This window comes from Streptomyces sp. NPDC058663 (assembly GCF_042716745.1).
Taxonomy (GTDB): Bacteria; Actinomycetota; Actinomycetes; order Streptomycetales; family Streptomycetaceae; genus Streptomyces.
Window position 1 is genome coordinate 50,524 of sequence record NZ_JBHXRV010000019.1, and the last position, 16,797, is coordinate 67,320.

Genomic DNA, 16,797 nt, shown 5'->3' on the forward strand with positions numbered 1-16,797 from the left:
CCCTCCCGGCCCCGCCCTCACGTCCTTTCGTTCGGGGCCGGACCCGCACCTGGTCCGGCCCCGCCCCACGACCCCCGCCGAGGAACCCCCGTGCTGCCCGACGCCCCCACCTGGCCCGACGACCTGGCCGCCCAGTACCGTGCCGCCGGCTACTGGAACGGCGAAACCTTCGGCGAGATGCTCCGCTCCCGCGCCGAGGCCCACCCCGACCGGACCGCGATAACCGACGGCGACCGGCACTGGAGCTACGCCGAACTGCACACCAGGGCGAGCGAGCTGGCCTCCGGCTTCGCCGCGCGAGGCATCTCCAGGGGCGACCGGGTGGTGGTCCAGCTCCCCAACATCGCCGAGTTCTTCGAAGTGGTCTTCGCCCTGTTCCAGGTCGGCGCGCTCCCCGTGTTCGCCCTCCCCGCGCACCGCGAGACCGAGATCCACTACTTCTGCGAGTTCACCGAGGCCGTCGCGTACGTCGTCCCCGACCGGGCCGCCGGTTTCGACTACCGCGACCTGGCCTCGAAGGTCCGCGCCGACGTCCCCACCCTGCGCCATGTCTTCGTGGTGGGCGACGCCGGTGTGCACACGCCGCTCACCGAGGTCCCGCTCCCCGCGACGGACCTCGACGGACCGGCCCCCTGCGATCTGGCCTTCCTCCAGCTCTCCGGCGGCAGCACCGGTGTGCCCAAGCTGATCCCCCGCACCCACGACGACTACATCTACTCCCTGTGGGGCTCCAACGAACTCTGCGGCGTGAGCGCCGACTCGGTCTATCTGGTCACCCTCCCCGCGGCGCACAACTTCCCGCTCTCCTCCCCCGGTTCGCTCGGCGTCCTCCACGCGGGCGGCCGGGTGGTCATGTGCCCGCAGCCCGACCCGGACACGGCGTTCCCGCTGATCGAGCGCGAACGCGTCACGATCACCGGGGTGGTTCCTCCACTGGCCCTGGTCTGGACGGAGTCCGCCGCCACCACCTCGTACGACCTCTCCAGCCTGGAGGTCCTGCTGGTCGGCGGTGCGAAGTTCAGCGAGGCGGCGGCCCGCCGGGTGGGCCCGGCGCTCGGCTGCACTCTCCAGCAGGTCTTCGGCATGGCCGAGGGGCTCGTCAACTACACGCGTCTGGACGACGATCCGGAGACGATCGTCACCACCCAGGGCCGGCCGATCTCCGCCGCCGACGAGATCCGCATCGTCGACGACGCCGACGTGGAGGTCCCCGAGGGTGAAGCGGGTCACCTGCTGACCCGCGGCCCTTATACGATCCGTGGTTACTGGCGGGCACCCGAGCACAACGCGCGGTCCTTCACCGCCGACGGCTTCTACCGCACCGGCGACATCGTGCGCCGAACCCCCACCGGCCACCTGGTCGTCGAGGGCCGGGCCAAGGACCAGATCAACCGCGGCGGCGAGAAAATCGCCCCCGAGGAGATCGAGAACATCATCCTCGGCCACCCCGCCGTGCACGACTGCTCGCTGGTCGCCGTCCCGGACGAGTACCTGGGCGAACGGACCCTCGCCTACGTCATCCTGCGCGCCGGCGCCGAGCCGCTGAAGTCCGTGGCGGTCAAGAAGTTCGTACGGGAGCAGGGCCTGGCCGCGTACAAGGTCCCCGACCGGGTCGAGTTCGTGACCGCGTTCCCGCAGACCGGCATCGGCAAGATCAGCAAGAAGGACCAGCGGTCGATCGCCGCCGCGCCGCAGGGCTGACCCTCCACAGCTCCCCCGCACCACCCGTAAGACGTACGACCCCACCCGTCACACGTACGACCACGCACCGCCCCGCTCTACGAAAGGCCCCCCATGGCCCTCCCCGCCGTCGCCCCGTACGCCATGCCCACCCCCGACGAGCTGCCCGAGAACCGGGTGGGCTGGACCATCGATCCGCAGCGGGCGGTGCTGCTCGTCCACGACCTGCAGAACCACTTCCTGACGGCGTACACCGAAGGCACCTCGCCGACCAGCGAACTCCTGCCGAACGTGGCCGCGTTGGCGACCGCGGCCCGCGGCGCCGGCATGCCGGTCCTATACTCCGCCCAGCCCGGCGGGCAGTCCCCCGCCGAGCGCGGACTCCAGCAGGACTTCTGGGGGCCCGGCCTGCCGGACGACGCGCACGCGAAGGCCATCGCGGGACCGGTCGCTCCCGAGCCCGGCGACACCGTCCTCACCAAGTGGAAGTACAGCGCGTACGTCCGCACCGACCTTGAGCAGCGGATGCGCGAGGCGGGCCGCGACCAGCTCGTCATCGTCGGCGTGTACGCGCACATCGGGGTCCTGATGACGGCGTGCGACGCGTGGATGCGCGACGTGCAGGCCTTCGTCGTCGCCGACGCGGTGGCCGACTTCTCCCGCGCGGACCACGACATGGCGCTGAAGTACGCGGCCGGCCGGTGCGCGGTCGTCACCACCACCGAATCCGTTCTGAAGGGGATCTGAGGACATGCCGGACCAGACCGCCGCCACGCCCCTCACCGTCGAGCTGATCCGCGCCGACGTCGCCGACGTGCTGGGCGAGGACCCCGAGGACATACCCGTCGACGAGAACCTGGTCGACTACGGCCTGGACTCGATGCGCATCATGGCGCTGCTGGAGCGGTGGCGCCGCGACCACGGCACCACCGCGTCCTTCGTCGACCTGGCCGAGCAGCCCGCCATCGAGGCCTGGGCACCGCTCCTGGGGGCGGCCTCATGACGGCCCCGACGGCAGCGGCCTCGGCCGGCCCCGCCGCGCCCCTGCGGCCGCTCAAGCTGACCGCGGCCCAGTCCGGCATGTGGTTCGCGCAGGCCCTCGATCCGCACAGTCCGGCGCAGAACACCGCCGAGTGCCTGGAGATCCACGGGCCGGTCGACCCCGAGGTCTTCGCCAGGACGCTCCGTCAGGTCGTGTCCGAGGCCGACGCGTTGCGGGTGCGGATCGTGGACGCGGCGGACGGGCCGCTCCAGTTGCCGCTCGCCATTCCGCAACTCCCGCTGCACGTCGCCGATCTCCGCTCCCGGACCAACCCCTTCGCCGACGCGATGGAGTGGATGCGGGCCGATCTCGACACGCCCTTCGACCTGGCGAAGGGGCCACTGTTCGCGCACGCCCTGTTCCAGGTGGGCGACGCACGCTGGCTCTGGTACCAGCGGGTCCACCACGTGGTGATGGACGGCTTCGGGTACTCGCTGCTGGCCCGCCGCACCGCCGAGGTCTACACCGCGCTCGCCGCGGGCGAGAGCCCTGCGGACAGCCCGTTCGGGCGGCTGGCGGACCTGGTCGACGAGGACGCCGGGTACCGGGCCTCGGAGACGTACGACAAGGACCGGCGGTTCTGGGACGGCGCGTTCGCCGACCGCCCCGAGGCGCCGAACCTGGCCGGGCGCACCGCGCTCCCCTCCCGCACATTCCACCGCCGCACCGCACACCTCTCCCCCACCGCCACCGACCAGCTGCGCGAGCTGGCGTCGTCGATCCGGGCGACCTGGCCGGAGGTGCTGATCGCCGCCCAGGCGCTTCACCTCTCCCGGGCCACGCATGCGGAGGAGGTCGTGCTCGGGCTGCCGATGATGGGCCGGATGGGTTCGGTGGCGCTGCGCGTCCCCGGCATGGTGATGAACGTGCTGCCGCTGCGGCTCACCGTCAGCCCGTCGGCGACCTTCGCCGAGCTGACCCGGCAGGTGGTCCTCGGCATCCGCGCGGCACGCCGCCACCAGCGTTACCGGTACGAGGACATCCGCCGCGACCTCGGCCTGCTCGGCGAGGGGCGCTCCCTGGTCGGCCCGCTGATCAATGTGATGCCGTTCGACTACGCGCTGACCTTCGCGGGCGCCCGCACCGAGGCGCACAACCTGTCCGCGGGCCCGGTCGACGACCTCACGGTCAATGTCTACGACCGCACCGACGGCAGCGGCCTGCGCATCGACTACGACGGCAACCCCGCCCTCTACGGCACCGACGAACTCGCCCTCCACCAGGCCCGCTTCCTGGAGCTGCTCGAGCGCGTCGCACACGCGGGACCGCACACCCCGCTCGCCGCACACAGCATCGCCCGCGAGAGCGAACTCGCCCTGGTGCTGGACGAGTTCAACGCGACCGACCGCCCCCTGCCGGTCACCACCCTGATCGCCCCGATCGAGGAGCAGGCGGCCCGTACCCCGGACGCCACCGCACTCGTCTTCGGCGAGCAGCGGCTGAGCTACGCGGAACTGAACTCCCGGGCCAACCGGCTCGCGCACCGCCTGATGGAGGAGGGTGTGCGGCCCGGCACGGTCGCCGCGGTCGCCGTGCCCCGCTCCGCTGACCTGGTCGTTGCCCTGCTCGCCGTACTGAAGGCGGGCGGCGCCTATCTGCCGCTCGACCCGGACTACCCGGCGGACCGGCTCGCCCACATGCTGGCCGACGCCGAACCGGCCTGCGTCGTCGCGGACCGCGCGGACCGCGTACCGGCCTCCGGTTTCGGCCTTGTCGCCCTCGACCGGTTCGATCCCACGCCCTACTCCCCCGCGAACCCTGCTCCCGGCCTCACCCCCGAGCACCCCGCGTACGTCATCTACACCTCGGGCTCGACGGGCCGCCCCAAGGGTGTCGTCGTGTCGCACCGGGCGATCGACAACCGGCTGCGCTGGATGCAGGCGGAGTACGCCCTGACTTCCGCCGACCGGGTGCTGCAGAAGACGCCGTCCGGTTTCGACGTGTCGGTCTGGGAGTTCTTCTGGGCGTTCCGCGAGGGTGCGACGCTGGTCGTCGCCGAGCCCGGCGGCCACAAGGATCCCGCGTACCTGGCCCGCGTCATCCGCGAACAGGCCGTCACCGTCTGCCACTTCGTGCCCTCGATGCTCCAGGTCTTCCTGACGGAGCCCGCCGCGGCGTCCTGCACGGGGCTGCGCCACGTGTTCTGCAGCGGTGAAGCGCTGCCCCGCGAGACGGTCCGCGAGTTCGGCCGGGTGCTCGGCGCCGGCGTACCGCTGCACAATCTGTACGGTCCCACGGAGGCAGCCGTCGACGTGACGTACCACGCGTGCGACACGGCGGAGTCGGCGGCGGGTGCGGTGCCGATCGGGCGCCCGGTCTGGAACACCCGGCTGTACGTCCTGGACGCCGCACTCCAGCCGTGCCCGCCCGGCGTTCCCGGCGAACTCTTCCTGGCGGGCGTGCAGTTGGCGGACGGCTACCTCGGCCGCCCGGCGCTCAGCGCGTCCCGCTTCGTCGCCGACCCGTACGGCGCCCCCGGTGCCCGCATGTACCGCACGGGCGACCTGGCGCGCTGGACCGAGCACGGCGAGGTCGAGTACCTGGGCCGCACCGACCACCAGGTGAAGCTGCGCGGCCAGCGCATCGAACTCGGTGAGATCGAGGCCGAGTTGGCGCAGGATCCGACGGTGGGCGCGGTCGGCGTGCTGGTCCGCGAGGACCGGCCGGGCGATCAGCGGCTGGTCGGTTACGCCACCCCGGCCGCCGCGGGAGTGAGCCCCGACCCGGAGGCCCTGCGCGCCCGGCTCGCCCGCACGCTCCCCGAGCACATGGTGCCGGGCGTGATCGTGGTCCTGGACGAGCTGCCGCTCAGCCCGAACGGCAAGCTCGACCGCCGCGCGCTGCCCGCGCCCACGTTCACCGGCACGGCCGACAGCGGCCGGGCCCCCTCGGGCCACCGCGAGGAGACGCTGACCCGGCTCTTCGCCGATGTGCTCGGCGTGGCCCGGGTGGGCGTCGACGACGCGTTCTTCGACCTCGGCGGTACGTCGCTCCTCGCGGCCCACCTGGTCGCCCGGGTCCGCGACGCGCTCGGAGCCGAACTCACCATCGGCACGCTGTTCCAGGCGCAGACTCCGGCCACTCTCGCCGCCCGCCTCGACGCGGGCGGCCACGAGTCCGACCACGCCCTGGACCTGCTGCTCCCGCTGCGCGCCACCGGCGACCGCACCCCGCTGTTCGCGTTCCACCCGGCGGGCGGCATCAGCTGGTGCTACTCGGGCCTGCTCTCGCGCCTGGATCCCGGCCAGCCGCTGTACGGGCTCCAGGCCCGCGGCCTGTCCGGCGACGAGGGCAGTGTTCTGCCGACGACCATGGAGGAGATGGCCGCCGAGTACATCGAGGCAATGCGCACGGTGCGTCCGCACGGCCCGTACCGGCTGCTGGGCTGGTCGGTGGGCGGGGTGCTCGCGCACACCGTCGCCGTACAGCTCCAAGAGGCGGGCGAGGACGTCGAGTTGCTGGCCCTGCTGGACGCCTACCCGTCCGACCAGTGGCGCGACGCGGCGATCCCGGCCGAGACGGACGCGCTCACCGCGCTGCTGCGGATGGCCGGTTACGACCGTACGGACGAGCTGACCCGCGAGGACGTCCTGGCCACGCTGCACCGCGAGGGCAGCGCCCTGGCCGGCCTGCCGGACCGCACGCTCTCGGCGGTGGTCGACATCGTCGTGAACAACGCCCGCCTGATGCGCGCGCACGAGCACCGCCCCTTCGCGGGCGACGTGCTCTTCTTCACGGCGGCGGCACCGCGCCCGGAGGACTGGCTGACCCCGGACGCCTGGTCCCCGTACATCGGCGGCACCCTCCGCAATCTCGATCTCGACTGCCTGCACCCGGAGTTGACGCAGCCGGGTCCGCTGGACGAGATCTGCGCGGTGCTCGCCGCCCATCTGAAGGAGCTGGACCACGCATGACCACGGCATCGCCCTTCGACGCCCCGGAGTCCGATTCGGCCTCGGAGGGCACCCACCTGGTCCTGCGCAACGCGGACGGGGCACACTCGCTGTGGCCGGCCTTCCGGGCTCCCCCCGGGGGCTGGGAGACGGTGCACGGCCCTGCTCCGCACGCGAGCTGCGTGTCGTATTTGCAGGAGTCCCCGGCGTAAGGGGGGCGCGCACGCGGGATCACTTGGATCGAGGGGGCCGCGGGCCGGCTACTGCCGACCCACGGCTCCCCTTCCGCGAGACGACGTCACTTCCCGAGCAACTCCACCAGACCGTCGGTGAGTTCGGTGCGCCAGCACAGGTAGTCGTGGCCACCGTTGTACTCGCGGTAGGCGGCGTCGTCGTACCCCTTGTCGGCCAGGGTGTCGCGCAGCCTGCGTGCGGCGGGCAGCGCCACCCACTCCTGCTCCCCCACCGAAAGCCAGAACCGCACGGGCAGCCGTTCGGCGGCGGCGATCTGCCCGGTCAGCCACTCCGAGCTCTCGGCATCGGGCCCATCCGGCCACCAGAACGACCCCGACTGCGCCAGTACGAGCCCGAACCGGCCGGGCGCGCACACCGCGGCATAGGCGGCGGTCAGCCCGCCCAGGCTCTGCCCGGCGACCACGGTCCGCGCCGGGTCGTCCGTCAACGCCAGCCACGCACCCGCCCAGGGCAGCAGCTCCCGCTCCAGGAAACCCGCGAACCTCTCATTGCACGCCATTTCATCCCACCGGACGTCCGACCCGAGCGACTCCGGCAGCAACGCCACCAGCGGCGGAATCCGCCCGTCTGCGATCAGATTGTCGAGCAGCGAGGCGACGTCGAGCCCCGGCTGCCACATCTCCCCGTCCAGCAACACCAGCACGGGCAGGCCCTGCTCGTCACCGGACGCCTGCCGGGCGCCCCCGGGCGGCCCTGCTGCGCCGCCGGGTAGCACCCGCTCGCTCCCAGCGGGCCTCCGCGCACCTCCGAGCGGCTCGTACACATGCACCTGCCGCTCGTTCCCGAGCAGCTCGCTGTGCACGGTGTGCACGGTGACGGTGCCACGCGGCACGCCGGCCCGCCGCTGCCACAGGTCCCCGGAGGGCGCCTGCGGCAACTCGACGTACGACACCGGCTCGCCACCCCAACGCCGCTCAAGCGTGCGCGAGTTGAGCGGATCGCCCACCTGCCTGCCGCGCAGCCACGCCCAATACGCCTGGGTGCCGTACTCCGGCCCACCCCCCTCGTCCGCGCAGAACGCGTAGGTGGCCCGCCAGTCGTCCCGCATCCGCACGGACCAGTGCCAGATGTCGGTGCCTGGCACCCGTTCCATCAGATTGCGGGCCATGTCGCGCGGGTCGACGACCTTGTTCGGCAACACGAGCACGGCGCGGGTCGCCGCACTCCCCCGCCAAAGAAAGGTCACCACCCGATACGCCGGGTCCCCGGCCGGATCGCTCTCGACGACGGGCGAGCCCCCTGCCCTGCGTACCTCGCCCCAGAAGTCGCCGCCCCCGACGGCTTGCGCCACCCAGCCACTGCCCACCCGCTCCACGGGCTCGGGCCTGGCGATACGCGGCGGCCGACGAGTGGTCCCGCCGGGTGGGACGGACAGCGGCATGGGGGCCTCCAGCGGTTGCTTCACGTGCGACATCACCAAATAAGGCTCACCTTACTTGGGCTGCCCCGCCGCACCGTGCACGCCCGACGCCCCCGCCCCCGCCCCCGACGGAGGCCGGCGCACCCGTCACTCCCGAGCCACCTCCTCCATTCAGGACGGCCTCGGCAACCGGCGATCGAGCACCAGTCAGCCAGAACCGCCGGTTCCGCGCGCTCGCCCTCTCTCAGTTCAAAGAGAGACACCAGATCGAAGCGGCGGAACAATACGGACTCCGCCTCCGCGACCGGCCGCAAGCCCGGCACACACGCAAGCAGCTCCTGCTCCTTCTCCCCATCTCCGCTTCGGGACATCCGTCGAGGCGGAGCGAGGGAGGTGGAGCGAGGACCGCCCCGGCGCCGGAGGCTCACGGGTGCAGGGACAGCTCGGCCCAGACGGTCTTGGCGCAGTTGTCGCGGACGAACCAGTCCCACCGGTCCGCGGTCGCGGAGACCAGCAGCAAGCCCCGGCCGGAGGTCGCGTACGGGGACGGGGGTTCGGGGATACCGCCGTCGGCGGGGGTGCGGGGGAAGCGGTCGGGGCGGGTGTCGGTGACCTCGATTCGGATCGTGTCCGGGGTCAGGTCGACGCGGACCTCGAAGTTGCGGCCCGGGGTCCGGCCGTGGCTGATCGCGTTCGCCGCGAACTCGGCGACGACGGCTGCCACTGCGCGGGAGGAACGGGAGGTGTGCGGGACCCCGAGATCGGCAAGATGCTGCACGGCGAGCAGACGGGCGAGGCGGGCACCGCGCGGGCTGGAGCTGAAATGCATGCGGAACACGTCGGGCTGCGCTGGGCTGAGCGCGGGGGCCGGAATCGGAATTTTCGACTTCATGGCGTAACCGTCCCGTCACGCGGATAGCCTGACCAGGGCATCCTGACGTACCGAATCTGCGGGTACGGGCGGGGTTCTGGTTTGTACGGCATGCGGGCCGTGGCCTCGCGCGGGCGGGGCGCGTTGACTTCGGGACCGTACGTGAACGGTGCGGCGGCGGGAGCGTGAAGCGGATGGTCGCGAAGGACAACGGAAGCGGGAGCGCCGGTCGGACCGGTGCACGGAAGGGGCGGAAGCCCGACGACGACCGGCCGGCGATCTGGGTCGGCTACGGCAAGCTCCTCAAGCTGTTCCGGGAGAAGGCGGGAATGAGCCGGGAAGCGCTGGCGGAGGCCGTCGGGTACTCGTACGAACAGACTGCCTCGATCGAGCAGGGGCGCCGCCCGGCGAAGGGACGGTTCACGGAGTGCGCGGAGGAAGTGCTGGGGGCGGGTGGGGTGTTGGGGGCGTTGCAGGAGGAGGTGGATCTGGCACGACTGCCGAGGTTCTTCCGGAACTACGCGGTGCTGGAGGCGGAGGCGTTGAGCTTCTTCTGGTACGGGGGGTATGTGATCCCAGGCCTGTTGCAGACCGACGATTATGCGCGGGCCCTGCTCGGAGCGCATTACCCACCGGTGTCCGAGGAACTGCTCGAAGAACGCCTCGCTGGCCGCATGGACAGGCAGAAGCTGCTGGATCGGCAGACGCCACCAGTCGCGGCAACCTTCCTGATCGAGGAGGTGGTACTACGTCGGCCGGTGAGCGGAGCCGTCGCCATGAGGCGCCAGCTCCAGCACCTCCTGGGCCGAGGCGCTGAACGCCACATCCAAATCCAGGTGGTGCCCACCGATCTCGGAGCACACCCGGGCCTCAACGGATCGATGGTGTTGCTTGAGACGGCTGCGCGGGAGCAGGTCGCCTATGTGGAGTCGCAGGACATCAGCATGGTCATTTCAGAGGCGGACAAGGTCAGTGACCTCTCGCTGCGCTATGGGATGCTGCGATCGCAGGCGCTCAACGTCGGAGAGTCTGCGCGTCTGATCGAACGCGTCTTGGGAGAGCTATGAACAACAGTCAGTCCCTGCGAGGCACTTCGGACCCGTTCTGGTTCAAGAGCAGCTACAGCGGCACCGGCGGCGGCGAGTGCGTGGAGGTCGCCATGACGCCAGTTGTTACGTACGTCCGCGACTCGAAGTGCCGGCAGGGGCCAATACTTCAGGTCGGGGCCGGTGAATGGACAGAGTTCATCTCGTTCGCGACGCACGGTTGAGCGGAATGGTGGAGGGGGCGACTCGCACCGAGTCGCCGAACCCCACACAGGTCTTCGCAGGTTACGTGTTTGCTCACGCCACAGCCCTGGAAAGCAAAAAACCCCACATGAAGTGGGGTCTCAGCTGGTGTCCGAGGGGGGACTTGAACCCCCACGCCCGATAAAGGGCACTAGCACCTCAAGCTAGCGCGTCTGCCATTCCGCCACCCGGACAAGGTGTCTGTCGTGCGGGGCCTTTTTGCGCTGGCCCGTTCCGACATGGAAAACAATACCAGGGGTTCGGGGTGGGTTTCACCTGCGTATTGCGTGGTCAGTGACCTGCGGCCGCCTTGTTGGAGTCGACCCAGTCGGCGTTGTGCTGCCATGCGTACAGAGTGCTTCCGTCCGCGTACGCGTAGTAGAGGTCGCAGCGGTGGGTGGCCCGGCTGTGGGCGTCCTCCGGGAACCAGTCGGCCTTGAGGGCCGAGTGGGCGAGGGGGGTGGCGGGGACGATCTTCTTGCAGGTGGGCGGCAGGGTGGAGGGGGTCGGGAGGGTTGCCTTGAGGAGGCGGTCGCCGCCCGTGGTCCGCATCGCGTACGAGATGTTCTGGGCGGTGTCGGGCAGCCAGCGCGGGACCGAGGCTCGGGCCTCCTTGGCGGCGGTGCCGGTGGTGTACGTGGAGGACTGGTCGTGGCGGTCCTGGTACCAGTCGTACGCCGCGGGGGCGGCGACCACGCCGAGGAAAGCGGCGGCTGCGACGGTTCCGGTGGCGGCGAGGATGACGGGGGCCTTCATGGCAGTGCTCCAGGAATGGGGTGAATGCGGCGTTGTGGGTCAATCCTCTCGGGCGGATGGGCCGTACGGGTCAGCCCTCAGGGCCGTTCCGTGTACGACTGGAGGGGGACGCGGGCGGGAGGCTCTCTCGGGGTTTCCGGCGGCCTACGCTCGCCCGGTGAGCACTCCACTCGGTACGCGATATCGCAGGCCCCGGCCGCTTTCGCCGTTGCGGGAGCACCTGAGGGACACCTTCTGGTTCGCGCCGGCCCTCGGGCTCGCCGCCGCCGTTCTCGTCGGGGGTGCGGCAGCGGCCGTGGACGCGGAGGTCGTCTCGCTGCTGCGCGAGTCCGGGTCGTACGACGAGCTGGGCGAGCTGATCGGGCTCGCCGAGGACGCGAAGACGATCATCACCACCGTCAGCTCGGCCATGATGACCTTCATCGGCGTGGTCTTCAGCATCTCGCTGGTGGCCGTGCAGATGGCGAGCGGGCAGTTCACGCCGCGCGTGGTGCGGATCTTCGTACGGAGCCGGATCACCAAGCTCACGTTCAGTGTCTTCCTGGCCACCTTCGTGATGTCGCTGCTGGTTATGGCCGGGTACGACGGGGAGACCGATCCTCGGCGGGTGTCCTCGGTGCCGCTGGTACAGAGCGCGCTGACGATGGCGATGGTGGCGATGAGCCTCGTGCTGTTCATCGCCTATGTGAACTCGACGCTGCGGCTGATGCGGGTCGGTTACGTCGTCGACCGGATCGGCCGGGAGGCGGTCGGCGTGCTGCGCAAGCAGGAGCGGGGGTGGGAGCGGGGTGCCGTGCTCGGCGAGGAGACCGGGCTGATCCCGTACGAGGGGCGCGCCGGGGTGCTGCGCGACGTGTACATCGCCCGGCTGGTCCGGGTGGCCGCACGACGCGGGGTCGTACTGCGGCTGATTCCGCGGATCGGGGACTTCGTCGTGCCCGGTACGCCGGTGCTCGCCGTGCACGGCGGGCGGCCGCCCGCGCCGCGCGCGCTGCGGCGCACCGTGTCGGTGGGGGTGGAGCGGACCTTCCACCAGGACCTGGGGTTCGGGCTGCGGCAGCTGTCGGACATCGCGCTGCGGGCCCTGTCGCCCGCCGTGAACGATCCGACGACCGCCGTGCAGGCGGTCGACCGGATCGTGCAGTTCCTCTCGGTGGCCGTGGGGCTTCCGCTGGGGGCACTGCACCACCGGGCCAAGGACGGCTCGGTGCGGTTCGTGCAGTCGGTGCCCTCCTGGGAGGACCTGGTGGACCTTGGGTTCAGCGAGATCCGGTTGGCGGTGCACGGCAATCCGCAGGTGTCCCGGCGGCTGATGGCGGGGCTGGACGATCTGCTGCTGCTCGCCGCTGAGCGTGCCCATGGGTACGCGGGCCACGTCGGCGGCCAAGAGGGCGAAGAAGGGTTCGAGGATCGGCGGGAGCCGTTGCTGCGGCACCATGCGCTCCTGGTGGAGCTGGTGGAGCGCACGGTGCCGGAGGCGACCGAGCGGGAGTTCGCGCTGCTGCCCGACAGGCAGGGCATCGGGTGAGTTCTGCTGTGGGGCCGGCCGATGCCCGGGGGCTGGCCGTTGCCCGGGGGCTGGACCTTGCCCGGGTGGCCGGACACACGGGGCCCGGACTCCGGGGGCGAACCCCGGGGGAAGCCAGCGGGCCCGGCCCTCGGTGTCAGCAGTCGCGCTCGCGCAGGGAGTGCAGGTGGGCGCTGGACTTGCGGGCGAAGGCGAAGGAGTCGGCGGGCTGGTCGTGTTCGACCTGCCAGTGGTGGCCGCCGCGGCCGTGGCGGGTACGGCTGACCGCGGAGATGAAGCGCCGGTAGTCGATGTCTCCGTCACCCACGTCGGTCATCCGGTAGCCGTCGCGCGTTGCGGTGTCGTGCTCGCCGTCCTTGACGTGGAAGAGCGGGTAGCGGTGCGGCTGCCTGAGGACGTAGCGGAGCGGGTCGAAGGGGGCGGGGGTGCCGTCGGCCCTCTTCGAGAAGCGGAACTGGGCCACGTACGCCCAGTAGATGTCCATTTCGAGGAAGACCAGGTCGGGGTCGGTCTCGGCGAGCAGGACGTCGTAGAGCCGGGTGCCAGGACTGTCGGTGGCGAAGGAGAACTCCTCCGCGTGGTTGTGCTGGTAGAACTTCATGCCGCGTTTGCGGGCCGCCTCGCCGTACTTGTTGAACTCTTCGGCGCAGCGCTTCCAGCCGTCGACGGTGGCGCCGTAGCGCCAGGGTCCTGAGGCGGTGCCGATGTGCGGGAGGCCGAGGGCCTGGGCGTCGTCCAGGACCTTCGTCAGGTTCTGGGCGAAGGTGTAGGCGTTCGGGTTGTTGTCGTCGTAGTAGCCGACGTGGCTGCCGATGCCGCGCAGGCCGTGGTCGCGGGTGAGGCGGCGGAGCTGGGGCAGGGTGAGGGGGCCCGCGGAGCCCTGGCTGTACCCGGCGAACTCGACTTCGTCGTATCCGTGGCGTTGCAGCTCGGCGAAGACCTTGGCGAAGCCGAGGGTCGAGACCTTGTCGCGGAGCGAGTAGAGCTGGATGCCGAGGCGGCCGGGGGGCAGTACGGGACGGCCGCGGCCCTTGCCGCGGGCGGTGACGGCGGGGGCCTCGGCTGCTGTCGCGGGGGCGGCGGCCAGGCCCAGGAGGGCTGCGGCGCTGGTGCCGGCGGCGACCGAGAGCATGTTCCGCCGGGAGAGTTTGTGGGTGAGTTCCGGGTCGTTTGCCTTGCTGGAGAGGTTCACGGGTCTCCTCGGGTCAACGGTGAACGAGCGGGGCCGGCCCGGGTGGGATCTGCGGCCCGGGCGGATTGTCAGTGGCGTCTGCTTCAGTGGAGGCAGTGACAGGAGCGCGGTGCGTCAGTGCAGGCCTGCCAGTCGGAGCAGCAGGGCCTTCACTTCGGTGGCCGCGGTGCGGCCGGTGATCGTGTGGGGGGTGGAGCAGAGGATGAGCGGACCTTCGTCGTCGCTCTCGGGGAGGCGGCCGTGGCTGCCGCGAATAGGTGACGGGTCCAGGGGGACCACGGCCATCCGGTAGCGCATGCCGAGTTTCTTGCGTGCGACCGCGGTGGCGGCCTTGAGGCGTACGTACGGGTCGAGCGGGTCGAGGAACAGCTCGACCGGGTCGTAGCCGGGTTTGCGGTGGATCTCGACGAGCTGGGCGAAGTCCGGGGCCTTGGCGTCGTCGAGCCAGTAGTAGTACGTGAACCAGGCGTCCGGGGCGGCCACGGCGACCAGTTCGCCGGAGCGGGGGTGGTCGAGGCCGTGGGCCTTCTTGCCCTCGTCGTCGAGGAGTTCGTCGATTCCATCCAGGCCGGTGAGCGCGTTGCGGGCGGCTTCCAGGTCTTCGGGGCGGCGTACGTAGATGTGGGCGATCTGGTGGTCGGCCACGGCGAACGCGCGGGAGGTGGTCGGGTCCAGGTACTCCATGCCGTCCTGGGTGTGGACCTCGATCAGCCCTGCGCGGCGCAGGGCGCGGTTGATGTCGACGGCGCGGGAGACGCGGGTGATGCCGTACTCGGACAGCGCGACGACGGTGCGGCCCTCGGCCCTGGCGTCGTCGAGCAACGGGGTCATGACGGCGTCCAGATCGGCGGCGGCCCGGTGGGAGCGGGGGTCGTCGGGGCCGTAGCGCTGGAGGTCGTAGTCGAGGTGCGGGAGGTAGCAGAGCGCGAGGTCGGGGTGGGAGGTGCGCAGGATGTGGCGGGTCGCGTCGACGATCCAGCGCGAGGAGACGATGTCGGCGCCGGGGCCCCAGAAGTGGAAGAGGGGGAACGTGCCGAGGCGTGAGGTCAGTTCGTCGTGGAGGGAGGGGGGCCGGGTGTAGCAGTCGGGTTCCTTGCGGCCGTCCGCGTAGTAGACGGGGCGGGGGGTGACGGTGATGTCGGTGTCCGCGCCCATGGCGTACCACCAGCAGATGTTGGCGACGGTGTATCCGGGGTGGACGCGGCGGGCGGCGTCCCAGATCTTGTCGCCCTGGACGAGGCCGTTGTGCTGGCGCCACAGCAGGACCTCGCCCAGGTCGCGGAAGTACCAGCCGTTGCCGACGATGCCGTGTTCGGCGGGGGTGGTTCCGGTGAGGAAGGTGGACTGCGCGGCGCAGGTGACGGCGGGCAGGACGGTGCCGAGCGGTGCCTGGGAGCCGGACTGCGCGAGCTGCTTGAGGCGCGGCATGTGGTTCAGGAGGCGGGGGGTGAGGCCGACGACGTCCAGGACGAGGAGGGGGGTGGGGGTGCGGGAGGGGGGCGCGGGTGTTGTTGCGGAAGGGGCGGGCGAGGGCTCGGATGCGGGCGGGGGTGGTGGGGTCATGGGAGTTCCTTGAGGCCGAGATCCGTCAGGAGGTCGCGTACGAGGGCGAGTTCGGCGGCGGTCCCGTCGGCGAGCTGGGCGCGGTTGCGGGGGCGCAGCTCGGGCGGGAGGGCCTGCCAGGTGTAGGTCTCGACCTCCAGGTGACGGGTGAGCGGGTGGCCGGTGGGGCCGGCGACGAGGCGGGACAGGGTGTCCTGGAGTACGGCGAGGGTGGAGGTGAGGGGTGGGGCGGGCGGAGCGTGCAGCGGGACGTGGAAGTGGGAACGCCAGGGCGCGTCGTCCGGGAGACCGGAGCCGTTCAGGGCTTCGGCGAGGTCGTCCGTGCCGAGGAGGGGGGCGGGACGGGGCCGGCCTCCGGAGCCGGGCGGGCCTCCAAGACCGGGGCGGCTTCCAGGGCCGGGCCGGCCTCCGGGGCTGGTGGTGCGCGGCGCGGGGGTATGCGGTGCCGGGGCGAGGGGTGAGGGGGTGCGGGGTGAGGAGGCGCGGGGTCGGCAGCGGGTCTGGTGGAGGAAGCGGGGTTCGGCGAATTCGGCCAGGGCGGCGCGGACTTCGGGGAGGTGGGGGTGTTCCGCGTGGAGCGCGGCGGAGAGCTGGGCCTTGACGATGGTGATGCCCGCCGACGTGAGGGCGTCGAGGGCGGTGGCCGGGTCTTCGAAGGAGGTGGCGAGGTGGCAGGTGTCCACGCAGATACCGAGGCGGGGGTGTGCCAGGTCCGTGAGCGGGCGGAGGGCGTCGGCGGTGGTCTCGACGGTGCAGCCGGGCTCGGGTTCAAGGCCGATGCGCAGCGACTTGCCGGTGAGTTCCGCCAGGGCGTCGAGGCGGCGCGCGAGGGTGGTCAACGCGGTGTGGGCCGTCCCGGCCGCGGCGGGATCCTCGTCGTACGGGGTGCGCCAGGCCAGCGGGAGAGTGGAGATGCTGCCCTCGGTGACGTCGTCGGGCAGCAGGGCGGCGAGGAGGCGGGCCAGGGTGGTGGTGTAGGAGAGGCGTTCCGGGTCGGTCCAGTCGGGTGTGTAGACCCGGTACTTGACCTCCTGCGCGCCGAACCCTTCGTAAGGGAAGCCGTTGAGGGTGACGACTTCGAGGCCGCGCCGGTCGAGTTCGGCACGCAGGGCGCGCAGCGCGGCCGGGTCCGCCTCCAGGGTGTGCGCGGCGGCCCTCGCGAGCCACAGGCCGATGCCGAGGCGGTCCCGGCCGAGTCGTTTGCGTACGGGTTCGCAGTGGTCGCGGAGCTGGGCCATGACGCCGTCGAGGGTCTCCGCGGGGTGGACGTTGGTGCAGTACGCGAGGTGGACGGTCGAACCGTCCCGGTGGCGGAAGCGCATGCCGGGTGTCCCCTTCCGGTGTCCGGTGTCGTGGGCCTCTGCGGGC

The 16,797-nt window shown here is 71.4% G+C and carries 14 protein-coding genes and 1 tRNA gene; 8 read left to right on the top strand and 7 right to left on the bottom strand.

The features are described from left to right. Positions 1-90: 90 nt before the first annotated feature. The 5 genes from ACFWVV_RS16020 to ACFWVV_RS16040 all read left to right on the top strand — a co-directional run bounded on the left by ACFWVV_RS16020 (position 91) and on the right by ACFWVV_RS16040 (position 6,827). Positions 91-1,701 carry a (2,3-dihydroxybenzoyl)adenylate synthase gene (locus ACFWVV_RS16020; protein ID WP_384352752.1) on the top strand — a complete coding sequence of 537 codons (1,611 nt, stop codon included), beginning with the start codon at positions 91-93 and terminating at the stop codon, positions 1,699-1,701. Positions 1,702-1,794: 93 nt separating this feature from the next. Beyond that, a complete protein-coding gene (locus ACFWVV_RS16025; RefSeq protein ID WP_384352749.1) occupies positions 1,795-2,427 on the top strand; it encodes an isochorismatase family protein in 633 nt (210 codons plus the stop codon). 4 nt (positions 2,428-2,431) lie between these two features. Beyond that, the gene (locus tag ACFWVV_RS16030) at positions 2,432-2,683 is read left to right on the top strand and encodes a phosphopantetheine-binding protein (RefSeq protein WP_384352746.1); all 252 of its coding nucleotides are present in this window, start codon (positions 2,432-2,434) and stop codon (positions 2,681-2,683) included. Next, positions 2,680-6,636 carry an amino acid adenylation domain-containing protein gene (locus tag ACFWVV_RS16035; protein WP_384352743.1) on the top strand — a complete coding sequence of 1,319 codons (3,957 nt, stop codon included), beginning with the start codon at positions 2,680-2,682 and terminating at the stop codon, positions 6,634-6,636. The genes ACFWVV_RS16030 and ACFWVV_RS16035 overlap by 4 nt, the downstream gene beginning before the upstream one ends. Continuing rightward, positions 6,633-6,827: an MbtH family protein gene (locus ACFWVV_RS16040; RefSeq protein ID WP_384352740.1), complete on the top strand. Its 195-nt coding sequence runs from the start codon at positions 6,633-6,635 to the stop codon at positions 6,825-6,827. Before ACFWVV_RS16035 ends, ACFWVV_RS16040 begins: the two co-directional genes overlap by 4 nt. An 86-nt stretch (positions 6,828-6,913) precedes the next feature. Here ACFWVV_RS16040 and ACFWVV_RS16045 read toward each other — a convergent pair whose 3' ends face one another. Then, the gene (locus ACFWVV_RS16045) at positions 6,914-8,284 is read right to left on the bottom strand and encodes an enterochelin esterase domain-containing protein (RefSeq protein WP_384352738.1); all 1,371 of its coding nucleotides are present in this window, start codon (positions 8,282-8,284) and stop codon (positions 6,914-6,916) included. A gap of 370 nt (positions 8,285-8,654) precedes the next feature. After that, positions 8,655-9,122, bottom strand: coding sequence for an ATP-binding protein (locus tag ACFWVV_RS16050; RefSeq protein WP_384352736.1), 468 nt, complete (start codon positions 9,120-9,122; stop codon positions 8,655-8,657). A gap of 173 nt (positions 9,123-9,295) precedes the next feature. On the opposite strand from ACFWVV_RS16050, the gene ACFWVV_RS16055 reads away from it, so the two are divergent. After that, positions 9,296-10,168 (top strand): Scr1 family TA system antitoxin-like transcriptional regulator, encoded by an 873-nt coding sequence (locus tag ACFWVV_RS16055; protein WP_384352733.1) that lies wholly within the window; start codon positions 9,296-9,298, stop codon positions 10,166-10,168. Further along, positions 10,165-10,371 carry a DUF397 domain-containing protein gene (locus ACFWVV_RS16060; RefSeq protein WP_384352730.1) on the top strand — a complete coding sequence of 69 codons (207 nt, stop codon included), beginning with the start codon at positions 10,165-10,167 and terminating at the stop codon, positions 10,369-10,371. The genes ACFWVV_RS16055 and ACFWVV_RS16060 overlap by 4 nt, the downstream gene beginning before the upstream one ends. Positions 10,372-10,496: 125 nt before the next feature. Here ACFWVV_RS16060 and ACFWVV_RS16065 read toward each other — a convergent pair. Beyond that, positions 10,497-10,584 (bottom strand) — tRNA-Leu (locus tag ACFWVV_RS16065). Between the two features lie 97 nt (positions 10,585-10,681). Further along, positions 10,682-11,146: a hypothetical protein gene (locus tag ACFWVV_RS16070; protein ID WP_384352727.1), complete on the bottom strand. Its 465-nt coding sequence runs from the start codon at positions 11,144-11,146 to the stop codon at positions 10,682-10,684. Between the two features lie 157 nt (positions 11,147-11,303). On the opposite strand from ACFWVV_RS16070, the gene ACFWVV_RS16075 reads away from it, so the two are divergent. Beyond that, complete coding sequence (locus ACFWVV_RS16075) at positions 11,304-12,674, top strand: DUF2254 domain-containing protein (protein ID WP_384352724.1); 1,371 nt, start codon at positions 11,304-11,306, stop codon at positions 12,672-12,674. 136 nt (positions 12,675-12,810) lie between these two features. On the opposite strand, the gene ACFWVV_RS16080 is transcribed toward ACFWVV_RS16075, so the two are convergent. From ACFWVV_RS16080 to eboE, 3 genes are all read right to left on the bottom strand, one after another. Next, the gene (locus ACFWVV_RS16080; RefSeq protein WP_384352823.1) at positions 12,811-13,806 is read right to left on the bottom strand and encodes a sugar phosphate isomerase/epimerase family protein; all 996 of its coding nucleotides are present in this window, start codon (positions 13,804-13,806) and stop codon (positions 12,811-12,813) included. Positions 13,807-13,980: 174 nt separating this feature from the next. Continuing rightward, positions 13,981-15,429, bottom strand: coding sequence for an alkaline phosphatase family protein (locus ACFWVV_RS16085; RefSeq protein WP_384352721.1), 1,449 nt, complete (start codon positions 15,427-15,429; stop codon positions 13,981-13,983). Then, positions 15,426-16,751, bottom strand: a complete 1,326-nt coding sequence (gene eboE / locus ACFWVV_RS16090; RefSeq protein WP_384352718.1) for a metabolite traffic protein EboE — start codon at positions 16,749-16,751, stop codon at positions 15,426-15,428. Before eboE ends, ACFWVV_RS16085 begins: the two co-directional genes overlap by 4 nt. Positions 16,752-16,797 lie beyond the last annotated feature (46 nt).